This window comes from Haemophilus haemolyticus (assembly GCF_001008205.1).
Classification (GTDB): Bacteria; Pseudomonadota; Gammaproteobacteria; order Enterobacterales; family Pasteurellaceae; genus Haemophilus; species Haemophilus haemolyticus_Q.
Map to the genome: position 1 here is coordinate 1 of NZ_LCTK01000016.1, position 23350 is coordinate 23350.

At 37.4% G+C, this 23350-nt stretch carries 19 protein-coding genes; 15 read left to right on the forward strand and 4 right to left on the reverse strand.

Translation table 11 applies throughout. The features are described from left to right. The 5 genes from ptsP to AAX18_RS03705 all read left to right on the forward strand — a co-directional run. A partial coding sequence (gene ptsP, locus AAX18_RS03685) for a phosphoenolpyruvate--protein phosphotransferase (RefSeq protein WP_046952998.1) occupies positions 1-715 on the forward strand: 715 nt, incomplete at its 5' end. A gap of 60 nt (positions 716-775) precedes the next feature. Next, positions 776-1276 carry a PTS glucose transporter subunit IIA gene (gene crr / locus AAX18_RS03690; protein ID WP_046952999.1) on the forward strand — a complete coding sequence of 167 codons (501 nt, stop codon included), beginning with the start codon at positions 776-778 and terminating at the stop codon, positions 1274-1276. 93 nt (positions 1277-1369) lie between these two features. Beyond that, the gene (gene manA / locus AAX18_RS03695; protein ID WP_046953000.1) at positions 1370-2569 is read left to right on the forward strand and encodes a mannose-6-phosphate isomerase, class I; all 1200 of its coding nucleotides are present in this window, start codon (positions 1370-1372) and stop codon (positions 2567-2569) included. Positions 2570-2648: 79 nt separating this feature from the next. After that, the gene (locus AAX18_RS03700) at positions 2649-3566 is read left to right on the forward strand and encodes an SPFH domain-containing protein (RefSeq protein ID WP_005628412.1); all 918 of its coding nucleotides are present in this window, start codon (positions 2649-2651) and stop codon (positions 3564-3566) included. 83 nt (positions 3567-3649) lie between these two features. After that, a complete protein-coding gene (locus tag AAX18_RS03705; protein WP_046953001.1) occupies positions 3650-4105 on the forward strand; it encodes an NfeD family protein in 456 nt (151 codons plus the stop codon). A gap of 91 nt (positions 4106-4196) precedes the next feature. Here the strand turns inward: AAX18_RS03705 and AAX18_RS03710 are convergent, their stop codons facing one another. Next, entirely contained in the window at positions 4197-4964 is a 768-nt protein-coding gene (locus AAX18_RS03710) for a TOBE domain-containing protein (RefSeq protein WP_046953002.1), read from the reverse strand. Positions 4965-5200: 236 nt separating this feature from the next. Here AAX18_RS03710 and modA point away from each other — a divergent pair, with 236 nt between their 5' ends. The 4 genes from modA to AAX18_RS03730 all read left to right on the forward strand — a co-directional run bounded on the left by modA (position 5201) and on the right by AAX18_RS03730 (position 10247). Beyond that, positions 5201-5965, forward strand: coding sequence for a molybdate ABC transporter substrate-binding protein (gene modA, locus AAX18_RS03715; RefSeq protein WP_046953003.1), 765 nt, complete (start codon positions 5201-5203; stop codon positions 5963-5965). A gap of 134 nt (positions 5966-6099) precedes the next feature. After that, entirely contained in the window at positions 6100-6828 is a 729-nt protein-coding gene (modB, locus tag AAX18_RS03720; RefSeq protein ID WP_046953004.1) for a molybdate ABC transporter permease subunit, read from the forward strand. After that, positions 6815-7870, forward strand: a complete 1056-nt coding sequence (gene modC / locus AAX18_RS03725; protein WP_046953005.1) for a molybdenum ABC transporter ATP-binding protein ModC — start codon at positions 6815-6817, stop codon at positions 7868-7870. The genes modB and modC overlap by 14 nt, the downstream gene beginning before the upstream one ends. A 349-nt stretch (positions 7871-8219) precedes the next feature. Beyond that, a complete protein-coding gene (locus tag AAX18_RS03730; RefSeq protein WP_046953006.1) occupies positions 8220-10247 on the forward strand; it encodes a BCCT family transporter in 2028 nt (675 codons plus the stop codon). 35 nt (positions 10248-10282) lie between these two features. On the opposite strand, the gene AAX18_RS03735 is transcribed toward AAX18_RS03730, so the two are convergent. Then, positions 10283-11758: a leucyl aminopeptidase gene (locus AAX18_RS03735; protein ID WP_046953007.1), complete on the reverse strand. Its 1476-nt coding sequence runs from the start codon at positions 11756-11758 to the stop codon at positions 10283-10285. Between the two features lie 107 nt (positions 11759-11865). Here AAX18_RS03735 and lptF point away from each other — a divergent pair, with 107 nt between their 5' ends. From lptF to AAX18_RS03750, 3 genes are all read left to right on the forward strand, one after another. Then, positions 11866-12960 (forward strand): LPS export ABC transporter permease LptF, encoded by a 1095-nt coding sequence (gene lptF / locus AAX18_RS03740; protein WP_046953008.1) that lies wholly within the window; start codon positions 11866-11868, stop codon positions 12958-12960. A gap of 5 nt (positions 12961-12965) precedes the next feature. After that, positions 12966-14042, forward strand: a complete 1077-nt coding sequence (gene lptG / locus AAX18_RS03745) for an LPS export ABC transporter permease LptG (protein ID WP_046953009.1) — start codon at positions 12966-12968, stop codon at positions 14040-14042. 86 nt (positions 14043-14128) lie between these two features. Beyond that, the gene (locus AAX18_RS03750) at positions 14129-14968 is read left to right on the forward strand and encodes a patatin-like phospholipase family protein (RefSeq protein ID WP_046953026.1); all 840 of its coding nucleotides are present in this window, start codon (positions 14129-14131) and stop codon (positions 14966-14968) included. A gap of 46 nt (positions 14969-15014) precedes the next feature. Here the strand turns inward: AAX18_RS03750 and AAX18_RS03755 are convergent, their stop codons facing one another. Further along, positions 15015-17657, reverse strand: coding sequence for a PqiB family protein (locus tag AAX18_RS03755; protein WP_046953010.1), 2643 nt, complete (start codon positions 17655-17657; stop codon positions 15015-15017). After that, positions 17641-18891, reverse strand: a complete 1251-nt coding sequence (locus AAX18_RS03760) for a PqiA/YebS family transporter subunit (protein ID WP_046953011.1) — start codon at positions 18889-18891, stop codon at positions 17641-17643. Before AAX18_RS03760 ends, AAX18_RS03755 begins: the two co-directional genes overlap by 17 nt. A gap of 179 nt (positions 18892-19070) precedes the next feature. Here AAX18_RS03760 and proQ point away from each other — a divergent pair, with 179 nt between their 5' ends. The 3 genes from proQ to AAX18_RS03775 all read left to right on the forward strand — a co-directional run bounded on the left by proQ (position 19071) and on the right by AAX18_RS03775 (position 23347). Next, positions 19071-19709 carry an RNA chaperone ProQ gene (proQ, locus tag AAX18_RS03765; RefSeq protein WP_046953012.1) on the forward strand — a complete coding sequence of 213 codons (639 nt, stop codon included), beginning with the start codon at positions 19071-19073 and terminating at the stop codon, positions 19707-19709. A gap of 26 nt (positions 19710-19735) precedes the next feature. Further along, positions 19736-21811, forward strand: coding sequence for a carboxy terminal-processing peptidase (prc, locus tag AAX18_RS03770; RefSeq protein WP_046953013.1), 2076 nt, complete (start codon positions 19736-19738; stop codon positions 21809-21811). 75 nt (positions 21812-21886) lie between these two features. Then, positions 21887-23347, forward strand: a complete 1461-nt coding sequence (locus AAX18_RS03775; protein ID WP_461649584.1) for a L,D-transpeptidase family protein — start codon at positions 21887-21889, stop codon at positions 23345-23347. The last annotated feature ends 3 nt before the right edge of the window (positions 23348-23350 follow it).

Here is a 23350-nt window from a genome sequence, read left to right on the forward strand (position 1 = left end):
TGATAAAGAGCTTCCATATTTAGATTTACCAAAAGAAATGAATCCATTCTTGGGATGGCGTGCGATTCGCATTGTGTTAGATCGTCGTGAAATTTTAAATGCACAATTACGCGCGGTGTTGCGTGCTTCAGCGTTTGGTAAACTGGCGGTGATGTTCCCGATGATTATTTCTGTAGAAGAAATTCGAGAATTAAAAGCGGTTATTGAAACATTAAAAGCGGAATTACGTGCAGAAGGCAAAGCTTTTGATGAGCATATCCAAGTGGGTGTTATGGTTGAAACACCATCCGCTGCCGTAAATGCAAAATTCTTAGCAAAAGAAGTAGATTTCTTCAGTATCGGTACTAACGATTTAACCCAATATACTTTGGCGGTGGATCGAGGCAATGAGTTAATTTCACATCTTTATAATCCGATGCAGCCATCTGTGCTTGGTTTAATAAAACAAGTAATTAATGCTTCTCACGCAGAGGGCAAATGGACGGGAATGTGCGGTGAATTAGCCGGTGATGAACGTGCAACCTTATTGTTACTTGGTATGGGATTAGATGAATTTAGTATGAGTGCTATTTCTGTACCTCGAATTAAAAAATTAATCCGTAATGTGAATTTCCAAGATGCAAAAGCCCTTGCTAATGCCGCATTACAAAAACCGACCGCTTCGGAAATTGAGCAGTTAATCGAAGAATTTTTGGCGGAAAATGCATTAAATTAAACAAAATTGTTTGATTTTACGTTAAAATAACAGCCATCTATGAATTGATAGGAGATTAAAATGGGCTTATTTGACAAGTTATTCGGTTCAAAAGAAAACAAATCTGTGGAAGTTGAAATTTATGCACCTATCTCTGGTGAGATTGTAAATATTGAAGATGTTCCCGATGTAGTTTTCTCTGAAAAAATCGTGGGTGATGGTGTTGCTATTCGTCCTACCGGTAACAAAATCGTTGCGCCAGTGGATGGTGTGATTGGTAAAATTTTTGAAACCAACCACGCTTTCTCAATGGAATCAAAAGAAGGTGTAGAATTATTTGTACACTTTGGTATTGATACCGTTGAGCTGAAAGGTGAAGGCTTTACTCGTATTGCGCAAGAAGGTCAATCTGTTAAGCGCGGTGACACCGTGATTGAATTTGATCTTCCTTTATTAGAATCAAAAGCAAAATCTGTGTTAACGCCAGTTGTTATTTCCAATATGGATGAAATTTCTTGCATCGTGAAAAAATTAGGTGAAGTCGTAGCTGGAGAGTCAGTGGTATTAAGCTTAACTAAATAATTTCTTTACGATAAAAAAGTCCGCCTTTGTGCGGATTTTTTATTTATGTAAATAAAACTGTGGTGTAGATAGGATTAAACGGAAAAATTAAAAATGATCTATAAACTTACTGGCTCACTCCAAAATTACGTATGGGGAGGGCATCAATATATTCCTCAATTACTAAATATTCCTGCGGAAGAAAATCAATATTATGCTGAATGGTGGTTAGGCGCTCATAATTCTTCGCCTTCAACTATTGAAGTCGATGGTAAAAATGTATTACTTACTGAATTTTTACAGAAAAATCCTACCGCACTTGGTGCTCAAAGCCGAGCAAGTTTTGGTGATGAATTACCCTATTTATTAAAAATTCTTGATGTCGCCCAACCTCTTTCTATTCAACTTCATCCAACAAAAACGCAAGCTGAAATAGGCTTCTCGGAAGAAAATGCGAAAGGCATTGATTTAAAAGCATCAACACGAACTTATAAGGATAACAATCATAAACCTGAAATGATGATTGCTTTATCTGATTTCTGGTTGTTGCATGGTTTTAAAAATAAATCGGATATTATCAAAACTTTAGAGGCTCGATCATCTTTAGTCCCGCTTGCAAAAAAATTGCATGAACAAGATTTACATGCTTTCTATGCCGATATTATGCAAGCAGAACAAGCGCAGCTATATCAATGGCTTTCCCCAATTCTGTTGGAGAGTCAAGTTGCTTATGAGGCTAATAATCTGGATTTAACTAATCCAGATTATTGGGTACTTTACACCATTGATGCGATGAATATTTCTCTAGATAAATTAGATGCAGGTTTAATTTGTTTCTATTTGTTTAATATTGTGCACCTCAAAAAAGGCGAGGGAATTTACCAAGATGCAGGTATTCCGCATGCTTATTTACGTGGGCAAAATATTGAACTGATGGCTTGTTCAGATAATGTGATTCGAGGTGGTTTGACGCCTAAATATGTGGATATTCCAGAATTGCTTAAAATTGTCGATTGTCGTGAAGTGGAGCCTAAAATTATCCCGTCGGCACCTCAAGACACGCGTATATTTACTTATGCTACGCCAGCAAAAGATTTCGCTTTGCAAAATATTCAATATGAATGTGGTGAAACTCATCATTTAAAAGCACAAAGTGCGAGTATTTTATTAGTGATGAATGGTCAGTTAAATTTACGCTCAGAAACGACCGCACTTTCTTTGAAACAAGGTGAGGCAGCTTTCATTACCGCGAATGCTTCTTATGAGGTGGAAGGTTTAATTGAAGGCTATGCAGTGGTGGCAAAATTGCCTTAATTTTATACAAAATAGGCTATAAAAGTGCGGGTGGATTTGATAGACTTTTTATTCAATCTATCCAATAAAGGAGAAAAATATGCTTGATGGATTCGCTATTTCCACACTAATTTTTGTGATATTAGTCGCATTAATTTTGTTTTCTACAGTGAAAACCGTACCACAAGGCTATAACTGGACAATTGAACGTTTCGGTCGTTACACAAGAACATTAATGCCTGGGCTAAATTTAGTGGTGCCTTTTGTTGATCGTATTGGTCGTAAAATTAATATGATGGAACAAGTTTTAGACATTCCTTCCCAAGAAGTGATTTCTAAAGATAACGCCAATGTTTCTATTGATGCGGTTTGTTTTGTGCAAGTGATTGATGCCCGAAGTGCGGCTTATGAAGTGAATCATTTGGAACAAGCTATCATCAATTTAACGATGACAAATATTCGAACCGTGCTTGGCTCGATGGAGCTTGATGAAATGCTTTCCCAGCGTGATTCTATTAATAGTCGATTATTGGCTATTGTGGATGAAGCGACAAATCCATGGGGGATTAAAGTAACGCGTATTGAAATTCGTGATGTTCGTCCGCCTCGTGAATTGATTGATTCTATGAATGCTCAAATGAAAGCGGAACGAAATAAACGTGCTGAAGTATTAGAGGCTGAGGGGATTCGCCAAGCTCAGATTCTCCGTGCTGAAGGTGAAAAACAAGCTCGAATTTTAAAAGCGGAAGGGGAGCGACAAGAAGCCTTTTTACAAGCTGAAGCTCGAGAGCGTGCCGCGGAAGCTGAAGCAAAAGCAACGCAAATGGTATCAGAAGCAATTACCAGCGGTGATACCAAAGCGATTAACTACTTTATCGCTCAAAAATACACGGAAGCATTGAAAGAAATCGGTAGTTCAGGAAACAGTAAAGTCGTGCTTATGCCATTAGAAGCAGGCAATTTAATTGGTTCTGTTGCAGGTATTGCTGAGTTATTAAAGGGCGATAAAAAATCTTAATTTAGATAAAGTGCGGTGATTTTTTTAGTCGTTTATCACCGCACTTTTGTAATAAAAAGCTCTTACAACAAATAGGAGAATCTATGGCGGATTGGTTAATAAATTGGACGCTTTGGCATTGGCTGATTTTAGGCTTTATTTTGCTTATTGGTGAAGTGCTTACACCAGGGATATTTTTGCTATGGTGGGGATTAGCAGCTTTAGTGACGGCATTTGTACAATTTCTTTTTCCAAGCCTTTCTCTTGCCTCACTTGCTATTTTTTATGCGCTATTAGCTTGTATACTTTCTGTGATTTGGTGGAAATATCAACATGGTAAAGATCGCCATGATCAATCTCATTCAACATTAAATCAGCGAGATCATGCCTTACTTGGTAAACAAGGCGTTGTTCAAGAACTTGGCGCGAATGGAATTGGTCGGGGCGCTTTTGGTGATACAACTTGGCGTATTCAAGGCGATAATCTCACGGTTGGTGCATTGATTGAAGTTGAACGTGTGGATGGCATTACGCTGATTGTAAAAAATCTTTCTAATTAGTTTTTGGTTTTATTTGATAAGAAAAAACAGACATCAAGCCTGTTTTTTTATGAGATTAAAATCTTCTTCCAATATTTATCGCACTTTGGGATTAGCCCAGCGTTGCTAAAATAATTTGCTCTTGATCAATGTGAATCCAAACTTGTTGTCCGATTTGCCATTGATTCGGCTGGTGGACTGTGGCACAAAATTCAATATCACTTTCTGCAAATTGAAGGATGGCTTCTTCTTCATTTAGTGATTTGATATTTACAGGGAACTGATTAGATTGATTATCCAGTGGTTTTTCACTAATCTTCACCCAAGGTGCTTTGAACATCAGCATCACTTCTTTTTCTGTAATCAGTTTCAAACGAGCCGAGCTTTTTGTGGTAATAGAAACTTGCAACGGCGTTGGTAATCCTTGCACATTCACATCCACAACACAACGAGAGTCAATGATTCGTTGTTGTGCCACTCGCCCAAAAAATTGATTGCGTGCGCTACTTTGTAAAGAAAAACGTGCAGTTGCCGTGAGCAAACTATCTAATGGTACGGATTCATCTTGTAGGATATGAAAAGCGTGTTCTTGCGTACGTTCTAATAAATCATAAAGCTGTAACAAACGCTCGGCATAAGTGGTAAGAGCCGTACCTCCGCCATTTTTTCCACCTGTATTTCGTTCAAGCAATGGGCGAGGGCTAATTTTATTCATGGCTTCTAAATGATCCCACGCACTTTTATAGCTCACTTTTGCATTTTTCGCTGCTTGATTAATCGAACCGCATTGTTGAATTTCTTTGAGTAAACGCACTCGTTTTGGATCGATAAAAAGTGCTTGTTGAAGTTTAATGGTGAGTAAAATTTCGGTGTTTTTCATTTCGGTTCTCCCCGGTGATGATTAGAGTATTCTACTGGAAAAATAGAATGAGATAAAATTTCTTCTGGAACTAATCTTAAGATTCGCTACGACGATCTTTTAAAAGCAAAATCATCCTATTGTTTAATAGGTTTTTTACTAAAAATGAGTAGGTGTTTTTTATATTTCACACTTCCTTTATATACTTTTATTGATATATAATAAAATAAATAACGTTATGTCATAGGAGATGATTCATGAAAAAATTAACTAAAATTTCAACCGCGCTTTTAATCGCAGGATTAGGTTTTTCTTTTGCAGCATCCGCTAAAGTGACTGTATTTGCAGCTGCTTCAATGACAGATGCTTTACAACAAGTTGCAAAAGATTACGCAAAACAAAATCCGAAAAATGAAATAGTGTTTTCTTTCGCTTCTTCTTCAACTTTAGCAAAACAAGTCGAAGAAGGTGCGCCAGCAGATATTTTTGTTTCTGCAAGCAATAAATGGATGAAATATCTTTCTGAAAAAGATTTAACCGTAAAAGAAACCGAAAAAGTTTTAGTGGGTAATGATTTAGTATTAATCGCACCAGTAAAAAGTGCGGTAAATTCTGTGGATATTGCTAAAGGTGAATGGATCAATGCATTAAAAGATAGCTATTTATCTGTTGGCGATCCTGCGCACGTACCAGCGGGTCAATATGCAGAAGAAGCATTAACCAAATTAAATTTATGGGATAAAGTGCAAGATCGTTTAGCGCGAGCAAAAGATGTTCGTGGCGCATTAGCTTTAGTTGAACGTGCAGAAGCACCTTACGGTATTGTGTACAGCACTGATGCAAAAGTTAGCCAACAAGTTAAAACGGTTGCAGTGTTCCCTGCAGATAGCCATAAACCGGTTGTTTATCCCGTTTCTATTGTAAAAGGTCATGATAATGCGGATTCTCGCGATTTCTTGAAATATTTAGAATCAGATGCTGCGAAGAAAGTGCTTGTAGGGTATGGTTTCTCTGCAAAATAAGATAGAATCTTAATAGTCACTAAGGGCGGATATTTCTGCCCTTTTGTTATTATAGAGCATCTTACCTCTCATTAATCTGGGATATTCCCATAAACAAGGGATTTAAAGAGAGGCTATTCAGATAAGGATTCATTTTGCTTACCCAATTTTTTTCATTTTTCAATCTGACTCCAATGGAAATCTCAGCGATTAATTTAAGTTTGAGTGTCGCTGTTAGTTCCATGCTTTGGAGTTTGCCGTTAGCTATTTTTGTCGCATGGCTTTTAGCACGCAAAAATTTCTATGGCAAATCACTTATCACCGGCGTGATTCATTTACCTTTAGTGTTGCCACCTGTGGTTATCGGTTATCTATTGCTTGTGGCAATGGGGCGAAATGGTTTCATTGGTAAGTATTTATATCAGTGGTTTGGCTTATCTTTTGGTTTTAGTTGGAAGGGGGCGGTGCTTTCCTCTGCTGTGGTTGCTTTTCCATTGGTTGTTCGTGCGATTCAACTTTCTTTAGAAAATATTGATATTAAATTGGAGCAAGCTGCACAAACATTAGGCGCTTCCGCTTGGCGTGTATTTTTTACAATAACCTTGCCACTTTCTTTACCTGGAGTTTTAGCTGGGCTCGTTCTTGGTTTTGCACGATCATTGGGGGAATTTGGCGCGACTATAACCTTTGTATCGAATATTGCAGGTGAAACTCAAACGATTCCACTTGCGATGTATTCTTTTATTCAAACACCGGGAGCCGAAGAACAAACCGCTCGCTTATGTTTATTTGCTATCATTCTTTCATTGATTTCTTTGCTATTGTCAGAGTGGTTGAGTAAGCGAATGCAGAAAAAATTAGGACAAGGAAATGTTGCAGATTAATGTGAAAAAACAGCTTGGGCAACTTGCCTTGCAAGCTAATATACAAGTGCCAGATCAAGGGGTGACCGCCATTTTCGGTTTGTCTGGTTCAGGCAAAACATCGCTGATTAATCTCGTCAGTGGCTTGATACAACCAGACGAAGGATTTATATGTTTAAATGACCGTACTTTAGTGGATATGGAAACCCAAGAATCATTGCCGACTCATTTGCGTAAAATTGGCTATGTGTTCCAAGATGCGCGTTTATTTCCTCACTATACCGTAAAAGGAAATTTGCGCTATGGCATGAAAAATGTCTCGCAAGATGATTTTAACTATATTGTCGATCTTCTCGGTATTACTCATTTATTAAAGCGTTATCCCCTCACGCTTTCAGGTGGTGAGAAGCAGCGTGTAGCAATCGGTCGAGCATTGTTGGCTGAGCCCGACATTTTACTGATGGACGAACCACTTTCTGCCCTTGATGTTCCCCGCAAACGCGAGCTAATGCAATATTTGGAACGTCTTTCTAAAGAAATTAATATCCCGATTTTATATGTTACACATAGCTTGGACGAATTGTTACGTTTAGCTGATCGGGTCGTACTGATGGAAAACGGCATCGTGAAAGCATATGACAGCGTAGAAAAAATTTGGAATAGTGCTATTTTTGCCCCTTGGAAAGGAGAAAGCGAACAGAGTAGTGTACTTGCCTTGCCCGTTCATTTGCATAATCCTCCTTATAAAATGACCGCACTTTCCTTAGGCGAACAAGCACTTTGGATTCATCAAGTGCCCGCGAATGTAGGCGAGCGAGTGCGAGTTTGTATTTATAGTTCAGATGTTTCTATCACTCTGCAAAAGCCAGAACAAACAAGTATTCGTAATATTTTACGTGGTCAAGTTGCACAAATTGAGATACAAGATTCTCGAGTGGATATTGCGGTGCTGGTGGATGGACATAAGATTTGGGCAAGTATCAGTAAATGGGCGCAAAATGAACTGCGTTTTTCTATTGGGCAAGATGTCTATGTTCAAATTAAAGCGGTGTCGGTGATGTAGTAAAAATGACCGCACTTTGTTTTTCTCCAAGTGCGGTTTTTTATTAATAATAAAGTTCATCCCTACCTTCTCTTTATCAAGATTTATTTTAGAAAATTATATAAAGAAAAATATTTGATTGTTCACCGCACTTTTAAATAAATCTTCACTAATTTGAAATAATAACTACATTTTGTTATTATGTATTAGCTTTTAGGAAACAAACCTTCAATTCCTACTGAACGTTTCCTTCAAAATCGCACTTCTATGTGCTGTCATTTGTAGTGGTTCCATTACACACTTTTGCCTTTAGGCAACATGTATAAAATCTAATTTTTAATTTAATCACTTAATTTTTAAGGAGAAAAGTTTGTTTTTATTTCAATTTATGAAAAAGCGAACGTCATTTAATCCTTTTGTAATTGGCGTTACATTATTTTTTGTGTTGTTACTTATGGCGATGATTTTAATTGCCCCAGCACAAACTCAAGCATTATTGAATCAAGCTAAAACTAGCATTTTTGCCAATTTTAGTTGGTTTTATGTTCTCACTTTTTCAGTGTTTTTAGTATTTTTATTAATTTTATCAGTAAGTAGTCTTGGCAATATAAAACTAGGGCAGGATGAAGAAGAACCTGAATTTAGTTTCTTATCTTGGCTTGCGATGTTATTTGCCGCTGGAATGGGGGTTGGGCTGATGTTTTTTGGCGTAGCAGAACCATTAACCCATTATCTTTCTGACATTACAACGGGTTCAGCCGAACATAAACAACAAGAAGCTTTACTTCACACCCTGTTCCACTGGGGCATTCACGCTTGGGCAGTATATGGCACCATTGCTTTAGCATTAGCTTATTTTGGGTTTCGTTATAAATTACCTTTAGCGTTGCGCTCTTGTTTTTATCCTTTATTAAAAGATCGTATTAATGGCAAAATCGGTGATGTAATTGATGTTATGGCGTTACTTGCCACATTATTTGGGATTATTACCACATTAGGTTTCGGTTCATCACAGCTTGGTGCAGGGCTTGAACAAATAGGTTGGATAAGTCAGAACAGCTTTGCTTTACAAGTTGGCGTTATTGTTGTAGTGATGTGTTTAGCGATGTTTTCTGCCATTTCTGGTGTTGGAAAAGGCGTGAAAATATTAAGTGAAATTAACTTAACTTTAGCATTTTGTTTACTTCTTTTTGTTTTAATTGCAGGCCCTACGTTACACCTTTTATCTGCATTTAGCGACAATATGGGTAATTATTTCAGCAATTTAGTACAGCTTAGCTTTAAAACTTATGCTTATGAACAAGAACATACTAGCTGGTTTAGTGGATGGACTGTGCTTTATTGGGCTTGGTGGTGTTCTTGGGCTCCGTTTGTGGGGTTATTTATTGCCCGTATTTCTAAAGGACGAACTATCCGTGAATTTATTTTTGGCGTATTAGTTATTCCAAGTTTATTTGGTATTTTATGGTTTACTGTTTTTGGTAATACAGCAGTATGGCTAAATGATGGCATTGCTGCGGGCGAGCTTGGCGAATTTATTTCTTCTCCAGAAATTTTATTATTTAAATTTTTAAATTATCTGCCTTTGCCAACAGTAACGGGCTTTGTGAGTTTATTAGTGATTTCATTGTTTTTTATCACTTCAGCAGATTCAGGCATTTATGTGTTAAATAACATTGCATCTCGTGATAAAAGTTTAGTTTCGCCTGCATGGCAAGCGATAATGTGGGGAACTTTGATGTCAGTTGTCGCGATTGTTCTTATGCAATCTGGTGGACTAGCTAATTTACAAACAATGACATTAATTGTTGCCTTGCCTTTTGCTTTATTGATGTTGGTAATGTGTTTGAGTTTATGGAAAGGCTTAATTGCGGATAAAAAATATTTTTCTACTAAAGTCAATCCAACTAGCATTTTCTGGAGCGGCGATAAATGGAAATCACATTTAGAGCAAATGATGAACCAAACACAAGAGAAAGATATTTTACGTTTTCTTAAAAATACAGCGTTACCTGCTATGCGAGAATTACGTCAAGAATTAGCAGGAAAATATAATTTAAGTGTAGAAATCAACACATTATTTGAACAAGAAGAGCCAGCTTTGGAATTGGTAATTCATAAAGAATCAATGCGAGATTTTATGTATGGTATTAAATCTGTTGGGCGCGAAGTGTCAGAGCAATTAATTAACGATGAAAATCTACCGCACATTCAGCATAGCGTTACTTACGAGCCTTACACTTATTTCTTTGATGGACGAGTCGGTTACGATGTTCAATATATGGATCAAGATGAATTGATTGCCGATATGTTGAAACAATATGAACGTTATCTAAGTTTGCTTGATGATGTGGGGCAAGAGTTAATGGCACATGAGCAAACCGAACTAGCAGAGTAATCGATTTAAAGGTGCAACATGTGCCTGCTTTGTGGCTATTTAACTTGATTAATCAAAAATTGTGTTAATAGAGAAACAGGGCGGCCAGTTGCGCCTTTATTTGCGCCTTGTAGCCAAGCTGTACCTGCAATGTCTAAATGTGCCCAGCGATATTTTTTCGTGAAGTTAGACAAAAATGCACCCGCTGTAATTGCGCCACCCCAGCGACCGCCAATATTTGCAAGATCGGCGAAAGGTGATTTAAGTTGCTCTTGATATTCTTCGCTTAATGGTAAACGCCACGCTTTGTCAGTGGTTTCTGTTGCCGCTTGGAGCAGTGCATTGGCAAGATCGTTATCTGTAGAAACTAAGCCGCTATTGTGTTGACCAAGGGCAACCACACAAGCACCAGTTAAGGTTGCAACATCAATAACAAGCTCAGGTTCAAAACGCTCAACATAAGTAAGGGCATCACAAAGGACTAAGCGACCTTCCGCATCGGTATTGAGCACTTCTACGGTTAAACCGTTCATAGTGGTAAGAATATCGCCTGGGCGATAAGCATTACCATCAGGCAGATTTTCACAACCAGCTAAAACACCAATAACGTTTAATGGCAAGTTCAACTCTGCAATGGCTTTCATTGTGCCGAAAACAGAAGCTGCACCGCACATATCATATTTCATTTCATCCATGTCAGCGGCAGGTTTAAGTGAAATACCGCCTGCATCAAAGGTTAATCCTTTGCCGACAAGTACAATGGGTTTTACGTTTTTATCTGGTGCATTATTGAATGTCAAAATAGACATGTAAGCACGGTTTTCAGAGCCTTTTGAGACGGCAAGATAAGCGTTCATTCCAAGTTTTGACATTTCTTCTTCATCCACAACTTTTAATGAAAGTGCGGTAGAATTTTGTGCCAAATTTTTTGCTTGCTCAGCAAGATAAGCTGGGTTGCATATATTTGGTGGCATATTTGCGATGTCGCGTGCTGCTTTTATGCCTGAGCTAATCGCATTGGCGTGAGAAATAGCTTGTTGGGCTTGAGCACAATCCGTATTGAAGATGAAAGATTCTAAAACAGAGATTTCTGCTTTTTGAGATTTGAAATGATCAAATTGATAATTGGTGTGTTCAATCGTTTCAATGGCAAAACGGATATTCCAATAAAGATCGCGATCTTTTAATTCAATTTCAGTTAAATAAGAAGCGACTTCACGTGTGTTGGTTTCTTTTAGGGTTTTTAATACAGCTTGGATGATTTGTTTATATTGACGCTCCGTGAGTTCTCCTTTTTTGCCACAGCCAACGATTAATACGCGTTTAGCAGATAAATCTTGAAGGTCACGAAGTAAAACGGTTTGGGCTAATTTGCCAGTTAGCTCACCTGATTTCACTAAATCGTTTAAATAGCCTTGGGTTAATTGATTGACTTCATGGAAACTTTTTGAAAATTCATTGTTCTCATATACGCCTAAAACAATACAATCACCAGCTTGAGAAAGTGCGGTGTTTTTTGCTTGATATTTCATTTGATGTCCTTAAATTTCTGTTTAATTCAGCGAAAATAAGGTATCATACGCGACCGATTTTATCCAGTTTTCCCCCGCTTTAGATTTAGAAAAACAAACAAAATAAGATGATTTTAATTCGATATTTAACGAAAGAAGTATTTAAGAGCCAGGTCGCCATTTTGTTCATTTTATTGCTGATATTTTTCTCTCAGCAGTTAGTGCGCGTACTGGGATCTGCGGCTAATGGTAAAGTGCCGGCTGACTTGGTATTTTCCTTGCTAGGGCTAGGCATGCCCGCTATGGCGCAATTAATGTTGCCATTATGTTTGTTTATTGCGATTTTACTCACTTTTGGTCGTCTTTACGCTGAAAGTGAAATAACGGTGATGCGTGCTTGTGGTGTAGGGCAACGTGTTTTAGTGCGTGTGGCGTTAATGCTTTCATTGATTACTGCGGGACTTGCTGCTTATAACGTCTTGTGGCTTTCGCCGTGGTCAATTCAAAAACAAGCGGCAATCGTAGAAGATGCCAAAGCGAATCCAACAATGGGGGTGCTTGCTTCTGGTCAGTTTATATCAACAAATAACAACAATTTTGTTTTATTTATTGATAGTATCAAGGGAAATCAAATTAATGACGTGTATTTGTTCCAAACTGCCCCAAAAGGACAAACAAAGCCATCCGTCGTGACTGCTGAAAAAGGCGAATTAAAAGCGCTGCCAAATGGCGATCAAATTCTGAATTTACAAAATACGCAACGAGTTGAAGGCACGTCTGTTTTGCCTGATTTCCGCATTACGCATTTTGATGAATATCAAGCTTATTTAGGTCATCAGGAAACAGAAAATACGAATGATGAAGTGGCTGAATTAACATTGTCTCAACTTATCGGTTTAGATTCATCTTCTGCTAAATCTGAATTGCATTGGCGTATTACATTAATCCTAGCTGTTCCACTCATGGCGTTAATTGCTGTGCCATTAAGTCGTGTAAATCCTCGACAAGGTAGATTTGCCAAAATTTTACCCGCACTTTTACTCTATTTAATTTATTTTTTATTACAAAGTTCCTTTAAATCTGCGGGGGCTGCAGGAAAATTAGATGCTGCTATTTTTATGCCTCTTGTTAATATTGGCTTTTTGTTGCTTGGTATCGTGTTAAACGGTTGGGATAGCGCTGCGATGTATAAATTCCGCCATTTATTCAGTAAAAAAGGATAAGCAAAATGATGAATACCCTCGATCGTTATATTGGAAAAAGTATTCTTGGATCAATTTTTGCTACTTTGCTTACATTGGTTGGACTTTCTGCCATTATTAAATTTGTGGAACAATTTCGTAGCGTAGGTAAAGGTACTTATGATATTTGGCAAGCGGTGGCTTTTACTGGCTTAACTATTCCAAAAGATATCGAAACTTTCTTTCCCATGGCCGCATTGCTTGGTGCGCTAATGGCTTTGGGCAACCTTGCGAGTCGAAGCGAACTCGTCGTGATGCAAGCTGCTGGATTTTCTCGTTTTAAAATTGGTATGGCAGTGATGAAAACCGCATTACCATTAGTATTGTTAACCATGGTGATTGGTGAATGGGGGATTCCACAAACTGAACAGTTCGCACGTGATATGCGTGCTCGAGCGCTTTCTGGTGGTTCCATGCTTTCCATGAAAAATGGGGTTTGGGCAAAAGATGGTAATAATTTTGTGTTTGTTCGACGTGTGACGGATGACGCAAAATTAAACGATATTTATATTTATACTTTTGATCAGCATCGTAATTTGACAGAGTTGAAACATGCTAACCAAGCAAGTTATTCGGAAGATGAAAGTAAATGGACTTTACGTCAAGTGAACCATTCTATGATTAGCAAAGATGAAATCAAGACAAGTAATCGCTTATCGGAAAAATGGGAAACAAATTTAACGCCAGATAAATTAGGCGCTGTTTCTTTACGTCCTACATCACTGTCTATTTCAGGTTTGTATAATTACATTTCATTTTTACGTGAAACAGGTCAGGATGTGAGTCGTTTTGAACTCACATTCTGGCGAAAAATTTTCCAACCAGTGTCTGTTGGTGTGATGATGTTATTGGCATTATCTTTTATTTTTGGATCACTACGCAGTGTGACGGCGGGGGCAAGAATTGTAACGGGCATCTGTTTTGGCTTTTTGTTCTATGTTGTAAATGAAATTTTCGGGCAAATGAGCGTTGTTTATAACATGCCTGCTGTTTTTGGTGCATTAATGCCAAGTTTACTATTTATCGCGATGATTTGGTGGTTGCTGAGTCGGAAACGGGATTAATCCAGATTGTTCAAATAATTGCGTGTTCAGAAATGGCACGCAATATTTTTATGTGTTGTTTTCAAATGGAAGAAGTTAAAAAATCAATGAAAATTGGCTTGGTATTAGAAGGTGGAGCGATGCGAGGCATGTACACCGCGGGTGTACTAGATACCTTCTTAGATAAAGATTTTTGGGTGGATGGAATTATTTCCGTTTCAGCAGGTGCATTGTTTGGTGTTAATTATCCTTCTAGGCAAAAAGGGCGGGCAATTCGTTATAACAAGAAATTTATATCAGATAAGCGTTATATCAGTTTTAAAAGTTTGGTGAGTACGGGCAATATCGTGAATAAAGATTTTGCTTTTTATGAAGTACCTTTCAAATATGATGTGTTTGATAATAAAACGTTTAAAGAATCAGATATCGATTTTTATGTGGCTGTGACTAATTTACAAACTGCCCAAGCGGAATATGTCAAATTAATAGATCCTTTGGCGCAAATGGAGGTGTTGCGTGCTACTTCCGCTATGCCTTATGTTTCTCGGCCAGTTGAAATAGACGGTATTCCTTATTTGGATGGTGCCATTGCGGATTCTATTCCTGTCGAAAAAATGCAGAAGTTAGGATACGATAAAATCATTGTCATTCTTACCCGCACTTTAGATTATCGAAAATCTAAGTCAATGATTTGGATTGCCAAATGGTTTTATCGACGTTATCCACATTTTGCAGATGCCGTAAATCAGCGTTATGCCATGTATAATCGACAAGTTGAAAATGTGATTAAACTAGCAGAAAAAGGCGATATTTTTGTTATTCGACCTTCTGTTGATTTGAAGATTAAGCGTATTGAAAAAGATCCCAATAAATTGCAGGCAATGTATGAACTTGGTGTGAAAGATATGCAATTACAGTGGAAAAACTTATTGGACTATTTAAATTGATAATAAAAAATCGATTAAACCTTTTACAGTTTAATCCATTTTTTATTTATTGTGGTAACGCCCCGCTTCCCCAAGTTTGTACTTCTTCAGGGCGTTTTATCTGAAGTAAGAAACGTTTGTTTGGCTGCGCCTGTGGTTGAATTTCTTTTTCTGCTGGTGTGGAGAAAGAAATACCACCTTTTAGCAACTGTTGAACACTTCCTGTATTAAATGCTGCACCTTTCCAGCCTAAGGTAAAGTCATAGCCCGATGCAATCCAAAATTCTGTATTTTGCCGAACAAGATGACTATATTTCGGCATGATTGCGATATGAATTAAGACGCGATCACCAAGACTGTTAAGTTCAAATTTTTTCACGGTACCCACTTCTACGCCTCGATAAAGAATTGGTGAACCTTCACTTAAATTCATTGCATCACGTGTTTCTAAAATAAATGGCGTACCATTACTAAATTTATTACGTTGTGGAGCTGTTTGCGCTAAATTGAATAGTGTTTTTGGTTTACCATTCCCAATCTCAATATCGATATAAGGCTGTAATAAGCTATCAAGGTTATCTATTCCACCTGCTGAAATTTGTGGTGAGATAATTGTAAAGTTAGAACCTTCTTTTGCAATCATATTCATATAATTAGGGTTGATTAACGCTTTTGCAGTGATGCGTTTAGATTTTGCATCAAGCTGAATACTGTCAATTTGCCCCACATCTAGACCCAAATAGCGCAGACTCATTCCTTTACTCAGATTGGTTGCATCATCTGCTGTTAAGGTGATGGCAAGTCCGATGGATTTAGCATAACTTTCATTTGCGTAAAGTATTCGATTATTGCCCGAACCACTATTATCAAAGCTAATCGCACCTTTTAAGGAACGCACAAGTGGCATTGCTTGAATGCTAATTCCTTTAGGTGTGATATCAATTTTCGCCGCACTTTCTACCCAAAATCGGCTTTTATCTGTCAACAAATGTTGATAGGCAGGGTAAATATAAACGTCTACATCAAAGCTATTAGTTTGAGGTTTGACATTTAACACTTTTCCCACTTCAAATTGACGATATAGTACGAGAGAGCCTTTATCAATGCTTGGTAACGTTTTGGTATGTAAGGTTATCGTTGGCGTAAGAATATTTCCTGTGATGCCATGTTCAGCATTGCTGATATTTTGATAAAGCGGATAGCTATCTTTAGCTTTTCCCTGACCTTGTTTCATTAATACTCGTACGCCACCTTGTAACCATTTTTCTGGTGTTGCGGATTCAAAACGCAATCCATCTAATCCAACGCTTATATCAAAATTTGTTGCGGCGACAAATTGTGTGTTTTCGTGAATTAAATTACGATATTCAGATGCAATTGCTGCCTTAAATTGTACACCATTTACGTCGACTTTTTGTGAAACAATTTGTCCGATTGGCATGTTGTTGTAAAACACATTTTGACCTTCACTTACACCATAATTTTCTGGTGCAGTGAGTGTTAAAACCAATGTATTAGGTGCATTGAGTAATAACTCATTTTCTTTAATGACATCAAATTGAAGCTTAGTTTCACCATCTCCAGCAATGACATCAAAATATTCGCCACGAAAGAATTTTTTGGGATCTGCTAAATTACCAAGATCCGTTTTTTTATTGCGAAGTACGATTTTGCTATTCGCTTTGAATAAAGAGGCTTGATTTGGATCTATCAATAAACTGCCTTCTAAAATTTCATCGTTATTTTCAACCGCACTTATTTTAGAAAGAATACCGATAGGATTATCTTGAGAATAAACTTCGGTCTGTCCTGCAACGAGACCAGCAGATGCGGGGATATTTACGTTGACTTCAATTCCACGTTTTGCCGCTTTTAAATTGGTATAGAGCGTGAAATGACTATTTGCATCTGCTTTTGGGCTGTCATCTGGAGAGTCAAAAGAAACGGCACCTTGTACAACCGCATTTAAACTTTCTACATTTAGATTTAAGCCTGATGGGCTAATGTTGGCGTTAATGCCGCTTATGTTCCAAAAACGTGAATCTTTTTTCACAAACTGTGCATAGGCTTTATCAATCACCACGTCTATTTGTACTTTATTGTCTTTATTAATGCGGTAATCGTAAATTTTTCCTACAGGTAGTTTTTTAAAATATACGGATGCACCAATAGAAATTGAGCCTAAATCATCAGAAATTAAGTGAATCAATAAATCTCCAGGCGAAACTTGGGCAATGGGGCCTTGTTCTTCTGCAATAAATTCATCTTCGCGATCGCCATCACCCGGTTGAAGAGTGATATAATTGCCTGATACGAGAGAATCTAAACCTGAAATGCCTGCAAGTGAAACATTTGGTTGAACAAGCCAGAATTTTGTATTTTCACGCAAAATACTTGACGCTTCAGGATTGATATTGGCAACAACTTCCACTTTTTGCATGTTATCTGTGAAATTTACTTTTTTCACCACACCAATTTGCAACCCTTGGTAGCGAACTTGTGTTTTATCCGCAACGATACCGGAACCATTGGTAAAGGTAATCGTGATGCTTGTGCCGCGTTCCTTAACAATTTGGAAGAATAAAATTGCCCCAATACATAATGCAATAAAGGGAAGTAACCAAAATGGAGAAATACGACGAGTTTTTCGTACTGTCGCTGTCATTTCTGTATGTTGATCTTTCATTGAAGAACTATTTTTCTCTGTCATAAATTTTCCAAATTAATCGACTATCAAATTGTGAGGTTGAAATCATGCTGCAGAATACGGCAGCGCCGAAGTAAAATGCGCCGGGACCAACGGTAAAATTAATAATTTCACCCCGAGTTACTAGCGACATCATTAAGGCTAATACAAATAAATCGAGCATAGACCAGCGCCCAACGAAATGCACAATATGCAATAAACGTATTTGCCATTTTATAGAGTGTCGCCATTTAAAATGAACACAACTTAGTAAATAAAGTAAAATTACAGCTTTACTGATTGGGACAAAAATACTCGCAAAGAATACCACGAAAGCAACAAAATAACTGCCCATGTTAACAAAAGAAATGACACCAGATATTAATGTATCTTCAGAGAGCGCACCTGTTAAATAAATGCCTGATATGGGTAATAAATTTGCTGGTAAAAGCATAATAATCCCAGCAATTAAACTTGCCCAAGTGCGTTGTAACTTAATATTATCTGAAATATGAACAGGCGATAAGCAGCGCGGACATCGTGGGTTGTTCTTTTTATCGTAATGAATGCTATTTTCTGAAAATGTATAGTTACAAGCATCACATAATTCAATGTTATTTGCATCATAAGCTGGTTCATTTTCTGGATAAAACTCTTTCCATAATGCTTTAAGGTTTAATTTGATAAAAAGTAGGGTTGTCAAAAGTGCGGTAAAAATAAAGGGAATTAAGTAAACATTAATTTCCAGTGTTGCATATTCACGCACTTTGAACATCGTCACGCCTAGCGCGACTAAATAAACATCAAACATAACCCAAGGTTTTATATAACCTAAAAAAAGCAAAACACTACGTGGTTTAATATGCAAAATTTTTGCAATCCAGAGCATGATGACTAAAATTGCAAAGGTAATAGGCATCACAACGGCACAGATAAACACCATAAAGGCAGTATATTCATAGCCTGCCACTGACATTTTCCAAATACCTTCCCAAATAGATGCGTCAATTTTGACACCTAATAAATGAAGACTTAATAGGGGATAACCCAAGGCAAATGGCATCAAAATAAGGATCGATAAAGCAACCATAGCGCAACGATGAACAGACCAACGCCCATCTGTCGCTAAGTGATGATGGCAACGTGGACATTCAGCTTGTTCATCTTTATTTAATATTAAAGGTGTTTCTACGCTAGCATCACATTCTTCGCATTTTATAATTTGAAATGATTTTTTTGTGAGGTTTGATTGTTGCACGAAAGATTATCTTTTATTCGATTGTTAAAAACGGCGCATTTTAGCCTTGTTTAAGTATATATGGGAAGTGATATTGACTATTTTTGTGCGAAATTTATTCACAATGTTTTGATTCATTGTAAATTTTGTAAAAAGTGCGATAAACTAGGTCGGTTTATATTTACCCTAGGATAACTAACATGACTGATTCTCAATCTGGCGTTCAGACCACTGATGCACAAGTAAATTCACAAAAATTAACCAATACAAAAGATATTATTGCGTATTTGGCTGAAAAATTCCCACTTTGCTTTATTTTAGAAGGCGAAGCAAAACCATTAAAAATTGGCCTGTTCCAAGATTTAGCGGATGCATTACAAGATGATGAGCGTGTAAGCAAAACTCAGTTGCGTCAGGCTCTTCGTCAATACACATCAAATTGGCGTTATTTACATGGTTGTCGCGAAGGTGCAGTGCGTGTAGATTTACAAGGTAATCCAGCTGGCGTGTTAGAAGCTGAACATGTAGCCCATGCAGCTCAACAGCTTGCAGATGCTAAAGCGCGTGTTGCTGAAAAACGTAAAGCTGAGGCTGCAGCGAAAAAAGCCCAACAAAAACAACGCCCACGTAAACCTGCAAATAAAAATGCTAAACACTTCAATAAGCCGTCATTAAGTGCGGTTGATTTTTCACAAATTTCTGTTGGTTCTGTGGTGAAAGTGAAAGCTGGTGATCATGCGAAAAAAGCAACAGTAGTGGAAGTCCTAAAAGATTCAGCACGTGTTCAACTTGAAAACGGTTTGGTTATGAGCGTAGCTGCAGATCGTTTATTTGCATAATGATTTAATTCTACTCGGGAAAGGTTATGAGATCTAATATTTCAAAAAATGTGATTACTCGCGCATTGTTATCGGCATTGTTAATCGGCTCTATGCCTGCTTTTGCTGTGCAGCCTAAATTAAAACTGAGCGATATTACTATTCCAACAGCAAGCGAAGCGAATCAGTTGGCGACTAAGCGTGCAACGACTCGATTAACCCAATCGCATTATCGAAAGATCTCATTGGATGATGCTTTTTCTGAGAAGATTTTTGATCGTTATATCAAAAATATTGATTTTAGCCATAACACCTTTTTGCAATCTGATGTAGATGAACTTCGTCAAAAATATGGCGCTAAGTTGGATGACCAGTTAAATCAAGGTGATCTTTCTGCTGCTTTTGATATTTATGATGTAATGATGAAGCGTCGTTATGAACGTTATGCTTATGCATTGTCTTTATTAGATAAAGAACCTAATTTGAATGGTCAGGATCAAATTGAAATTGATCGTGAAAAAGCGGCATTTCCGAAAAACGAAGAGGAAGCCAACAAACTTTGGGAAGAACGAGTAAAAAATGACATTATCAATCTTAAATTAAAAGATAAAAAATGGTCAGAAATTAAGTCAAAACTTACCAAACGTTATAATTTGGCAATTCGCCGTTTAACTCAAACTAAGGCTGATGATATTCTTCAAACTTATTTGAATGCATTTGCTCGCGAAATTGATCCACATACCAGCTATCTTGCACCAAGAACAGCGAAAAGTTTTAACGAAAGCATGAATCTTTCTCTTGAGGGGATTGGGGCAACGTTACAATCAGAAGATGATGAAACAAGTATTAAGTCACTTGTTCCTGGTGCACCAGCGGAGAAAAGTAAAAAATTACATCCCGGAGATAAAATTATTGGTGTGGGACAAGCTACAGGCGAGATTGAAGATATCGTTGGCTGGCGTTTAGAAGATATCGTTGAGAAAATCAAAGGTAAAAAAGGCACAAAAGTGCGGTTAGAAATTGAACCGTCTAAAGGGGGAAAATCCCGTATTATTACTTTAGTGCGCGATAAAGTGCGTATTGAAGATCAAGCCGCAAAATTAACCATGGATAAAGCCGATGGTAAAAATATTGCGGTAATCAAAGTGCCAAGTTTCTATATTGGTTTAACTGATGATGTGAAAAAATTATTGGTTAAAGCAGAAAAACAAAAAGCTGATGCGTTGATTATTGATTTGCGTGAGAACGGTGGTGGAGCATTAACAGAAGCGGTTGCTTTAAGCGGTTTGTTTATTACTAATGGTCCTGTTGTGCAAGTACGTGATGCTTATCAACGAATTCGTGTACATGAAGATGATGATGCTGAGCAACAATATAAAGGCCCTTTGTTGGTCATGATTAACCGTTACAGCGCTTCTGCATCAGAAATTTTTGCAGCGGCAATGCAGGATTACAATCGCGGTATTGTTATTGGACAAAATACTTACGGTAAAGGTACCGTTCAGCAAAGTCGCCCTTTGAATTTTGTGTATGATTTGGATCAGACACCGTTAGGTTTATTGCAATATACTATCCAAAAATTCTATCGAATTAATGGCGGTTCAACACAATTAAAAGGTGTGGCGGCAGATATTAATTTCCCTGAAATTATCGATGCGAAAGAATACGGTGAAGATAAAGAAGATAATGCATTGCCGTGGGATAAAATTCCATCTGCAACTTATAAAGAAGTTGGTAATGCGCGCAAAGATGTTGATGTATTAAATCAAAAACATCTTGAGCGTATTGCCAAAGATCCTGAATTTGTTGCATTGAATGAAGATTTAAAAATTCGTAATGAGCGCCGTGATCGCAAATTCTTATCGTTGAATTATCAAACACGTAAAGCTGAAAACGATAAAGATGATGCAAGACGTTTAAAAGATATTAATGAGCGTTTTAAACGAGAAGGTAAAAAAGCATTAAATGATATTGATGATTTACCGAAAGATTATGAAGCGCCAGATTTCTTCTTAAAAGAAGCAGAAAAAATGGCTGCGGATTTTGTCATGTTGAATTCAAGTGCGCAAGATGTTGGTAAAGAAGCTCAGAAACCAACGGAAAAAGTAGAAGAGAAAAAATAAAATTATTTTAACCGCACTTTGTTTTAGAACTTAGATAAAGTGCGGTTGTTTTTAGGAAATATTTAAGGAATGGCTATGTTTAAAAGCACTGCAAAGCTCTCAGTATTTGTGTTGTCATTGTCAATGATGACATCAGGATGCGCTCTAGCAGATTTTGCAAACAATGGGAAATCTGCGCAAACTCATGGAATTGATGTTTCGCATTTATCTCCAGAAGAAAAACAAAAACTAGAAGAAGAAATTAAATTAGATCAAGCGCGCTTATCACAGGAAAAGCAATCGATTTTAGAGATGTCGCTAACCCATGAAATAGGCGAGCATGCTTTACAGTTTAAGGCTTTGTTAGCTCGTTTATATGCAGAACGTAAATATACACCATTATGGAAAGATAATGCTGCGGCTCGCCAATTATTACAGGATTATGCCGCTATGGTCGCTAGCGGTATTTCTAAACGTTCAGCAAAATCCTTAGAATCCTTTGAATTAATCGAGCAAGAAGGCGGATTAGCTTATGATGTTTTATTGAGCGATATATTGCTAGATTATTTGTATTATACTCAAAATGTTGGAGTTCAAGCTCAACGCTGGCTGTATTCGCCTAGTGCTTATCAAGTTCAACAACCTGCAGATGAACATATTCAACGTTGGTTAAGTGCGGTAGAAAATGGCCAACTTTTAGGTTTTGTACAAGGTTTATCGGGTGATAATCACTTATATCATCAAACTGTTAAAGCGTTATCATCAATGGTATCTGCATCAGGCTTATCAGAGGTTGGGCAGAAACTTGCAATTAATGCACAGCGTTTGCGAGTAATTCCTGATTTTCATAATGGCATCTTTGTAAATATTCCAAGTTATAAATTGCAGTATTATCGTGATGGTAATTTAACTTTGGAGTCTCGTGTTATTGTTGGTAAGGATCAACGACGTACGCCAGTGATGTATAGCAAATTGAGTAATGTTGTTGTTAATCCACCTTGGAATGCGCCAACTCGTTTGATCAATGAAGATTTATTGCCAAAAATGAAAGCGGATCCAAATTATATTACGGAACATAATTATTCAATTTTAGATAATCAAGGCAATATTGTTGATCCAGCTTCTATTGATTGGGCATCTATTGGTAATAAATTCCCTTACCGAGTTCGACAAGCTGCGGGCGATAGTGCATTGGGTAATTATAAATTTAATATGCCAAGCTCAGATGCCATTTATTTACATGACACGCCAAATCATGGGCTGTTTAGCCGTAAAGATCGCGCATTAAGTTCTGGTTGTGTGCGTGTGGAAAAATCCGATCAACTTGCTAGCATTTTATTAAAAGAAGCAGGGTGGTCTGATGAACGTAAAAAGAATGTTTTAGAGAGTAAAAAAACGGTTTCTGCCCCAATTCGTTCAGAAAACCCAGTATTTATATACTATGTGACATCTTGGGTTGAGAATGGAAAAATTCAGGCATTGCCAGATATTTATAAATATGATGGATTGATGAGTTTCAGTGGAATTAACTGGAATGTCGTCAAAAAATATCTCTAATAA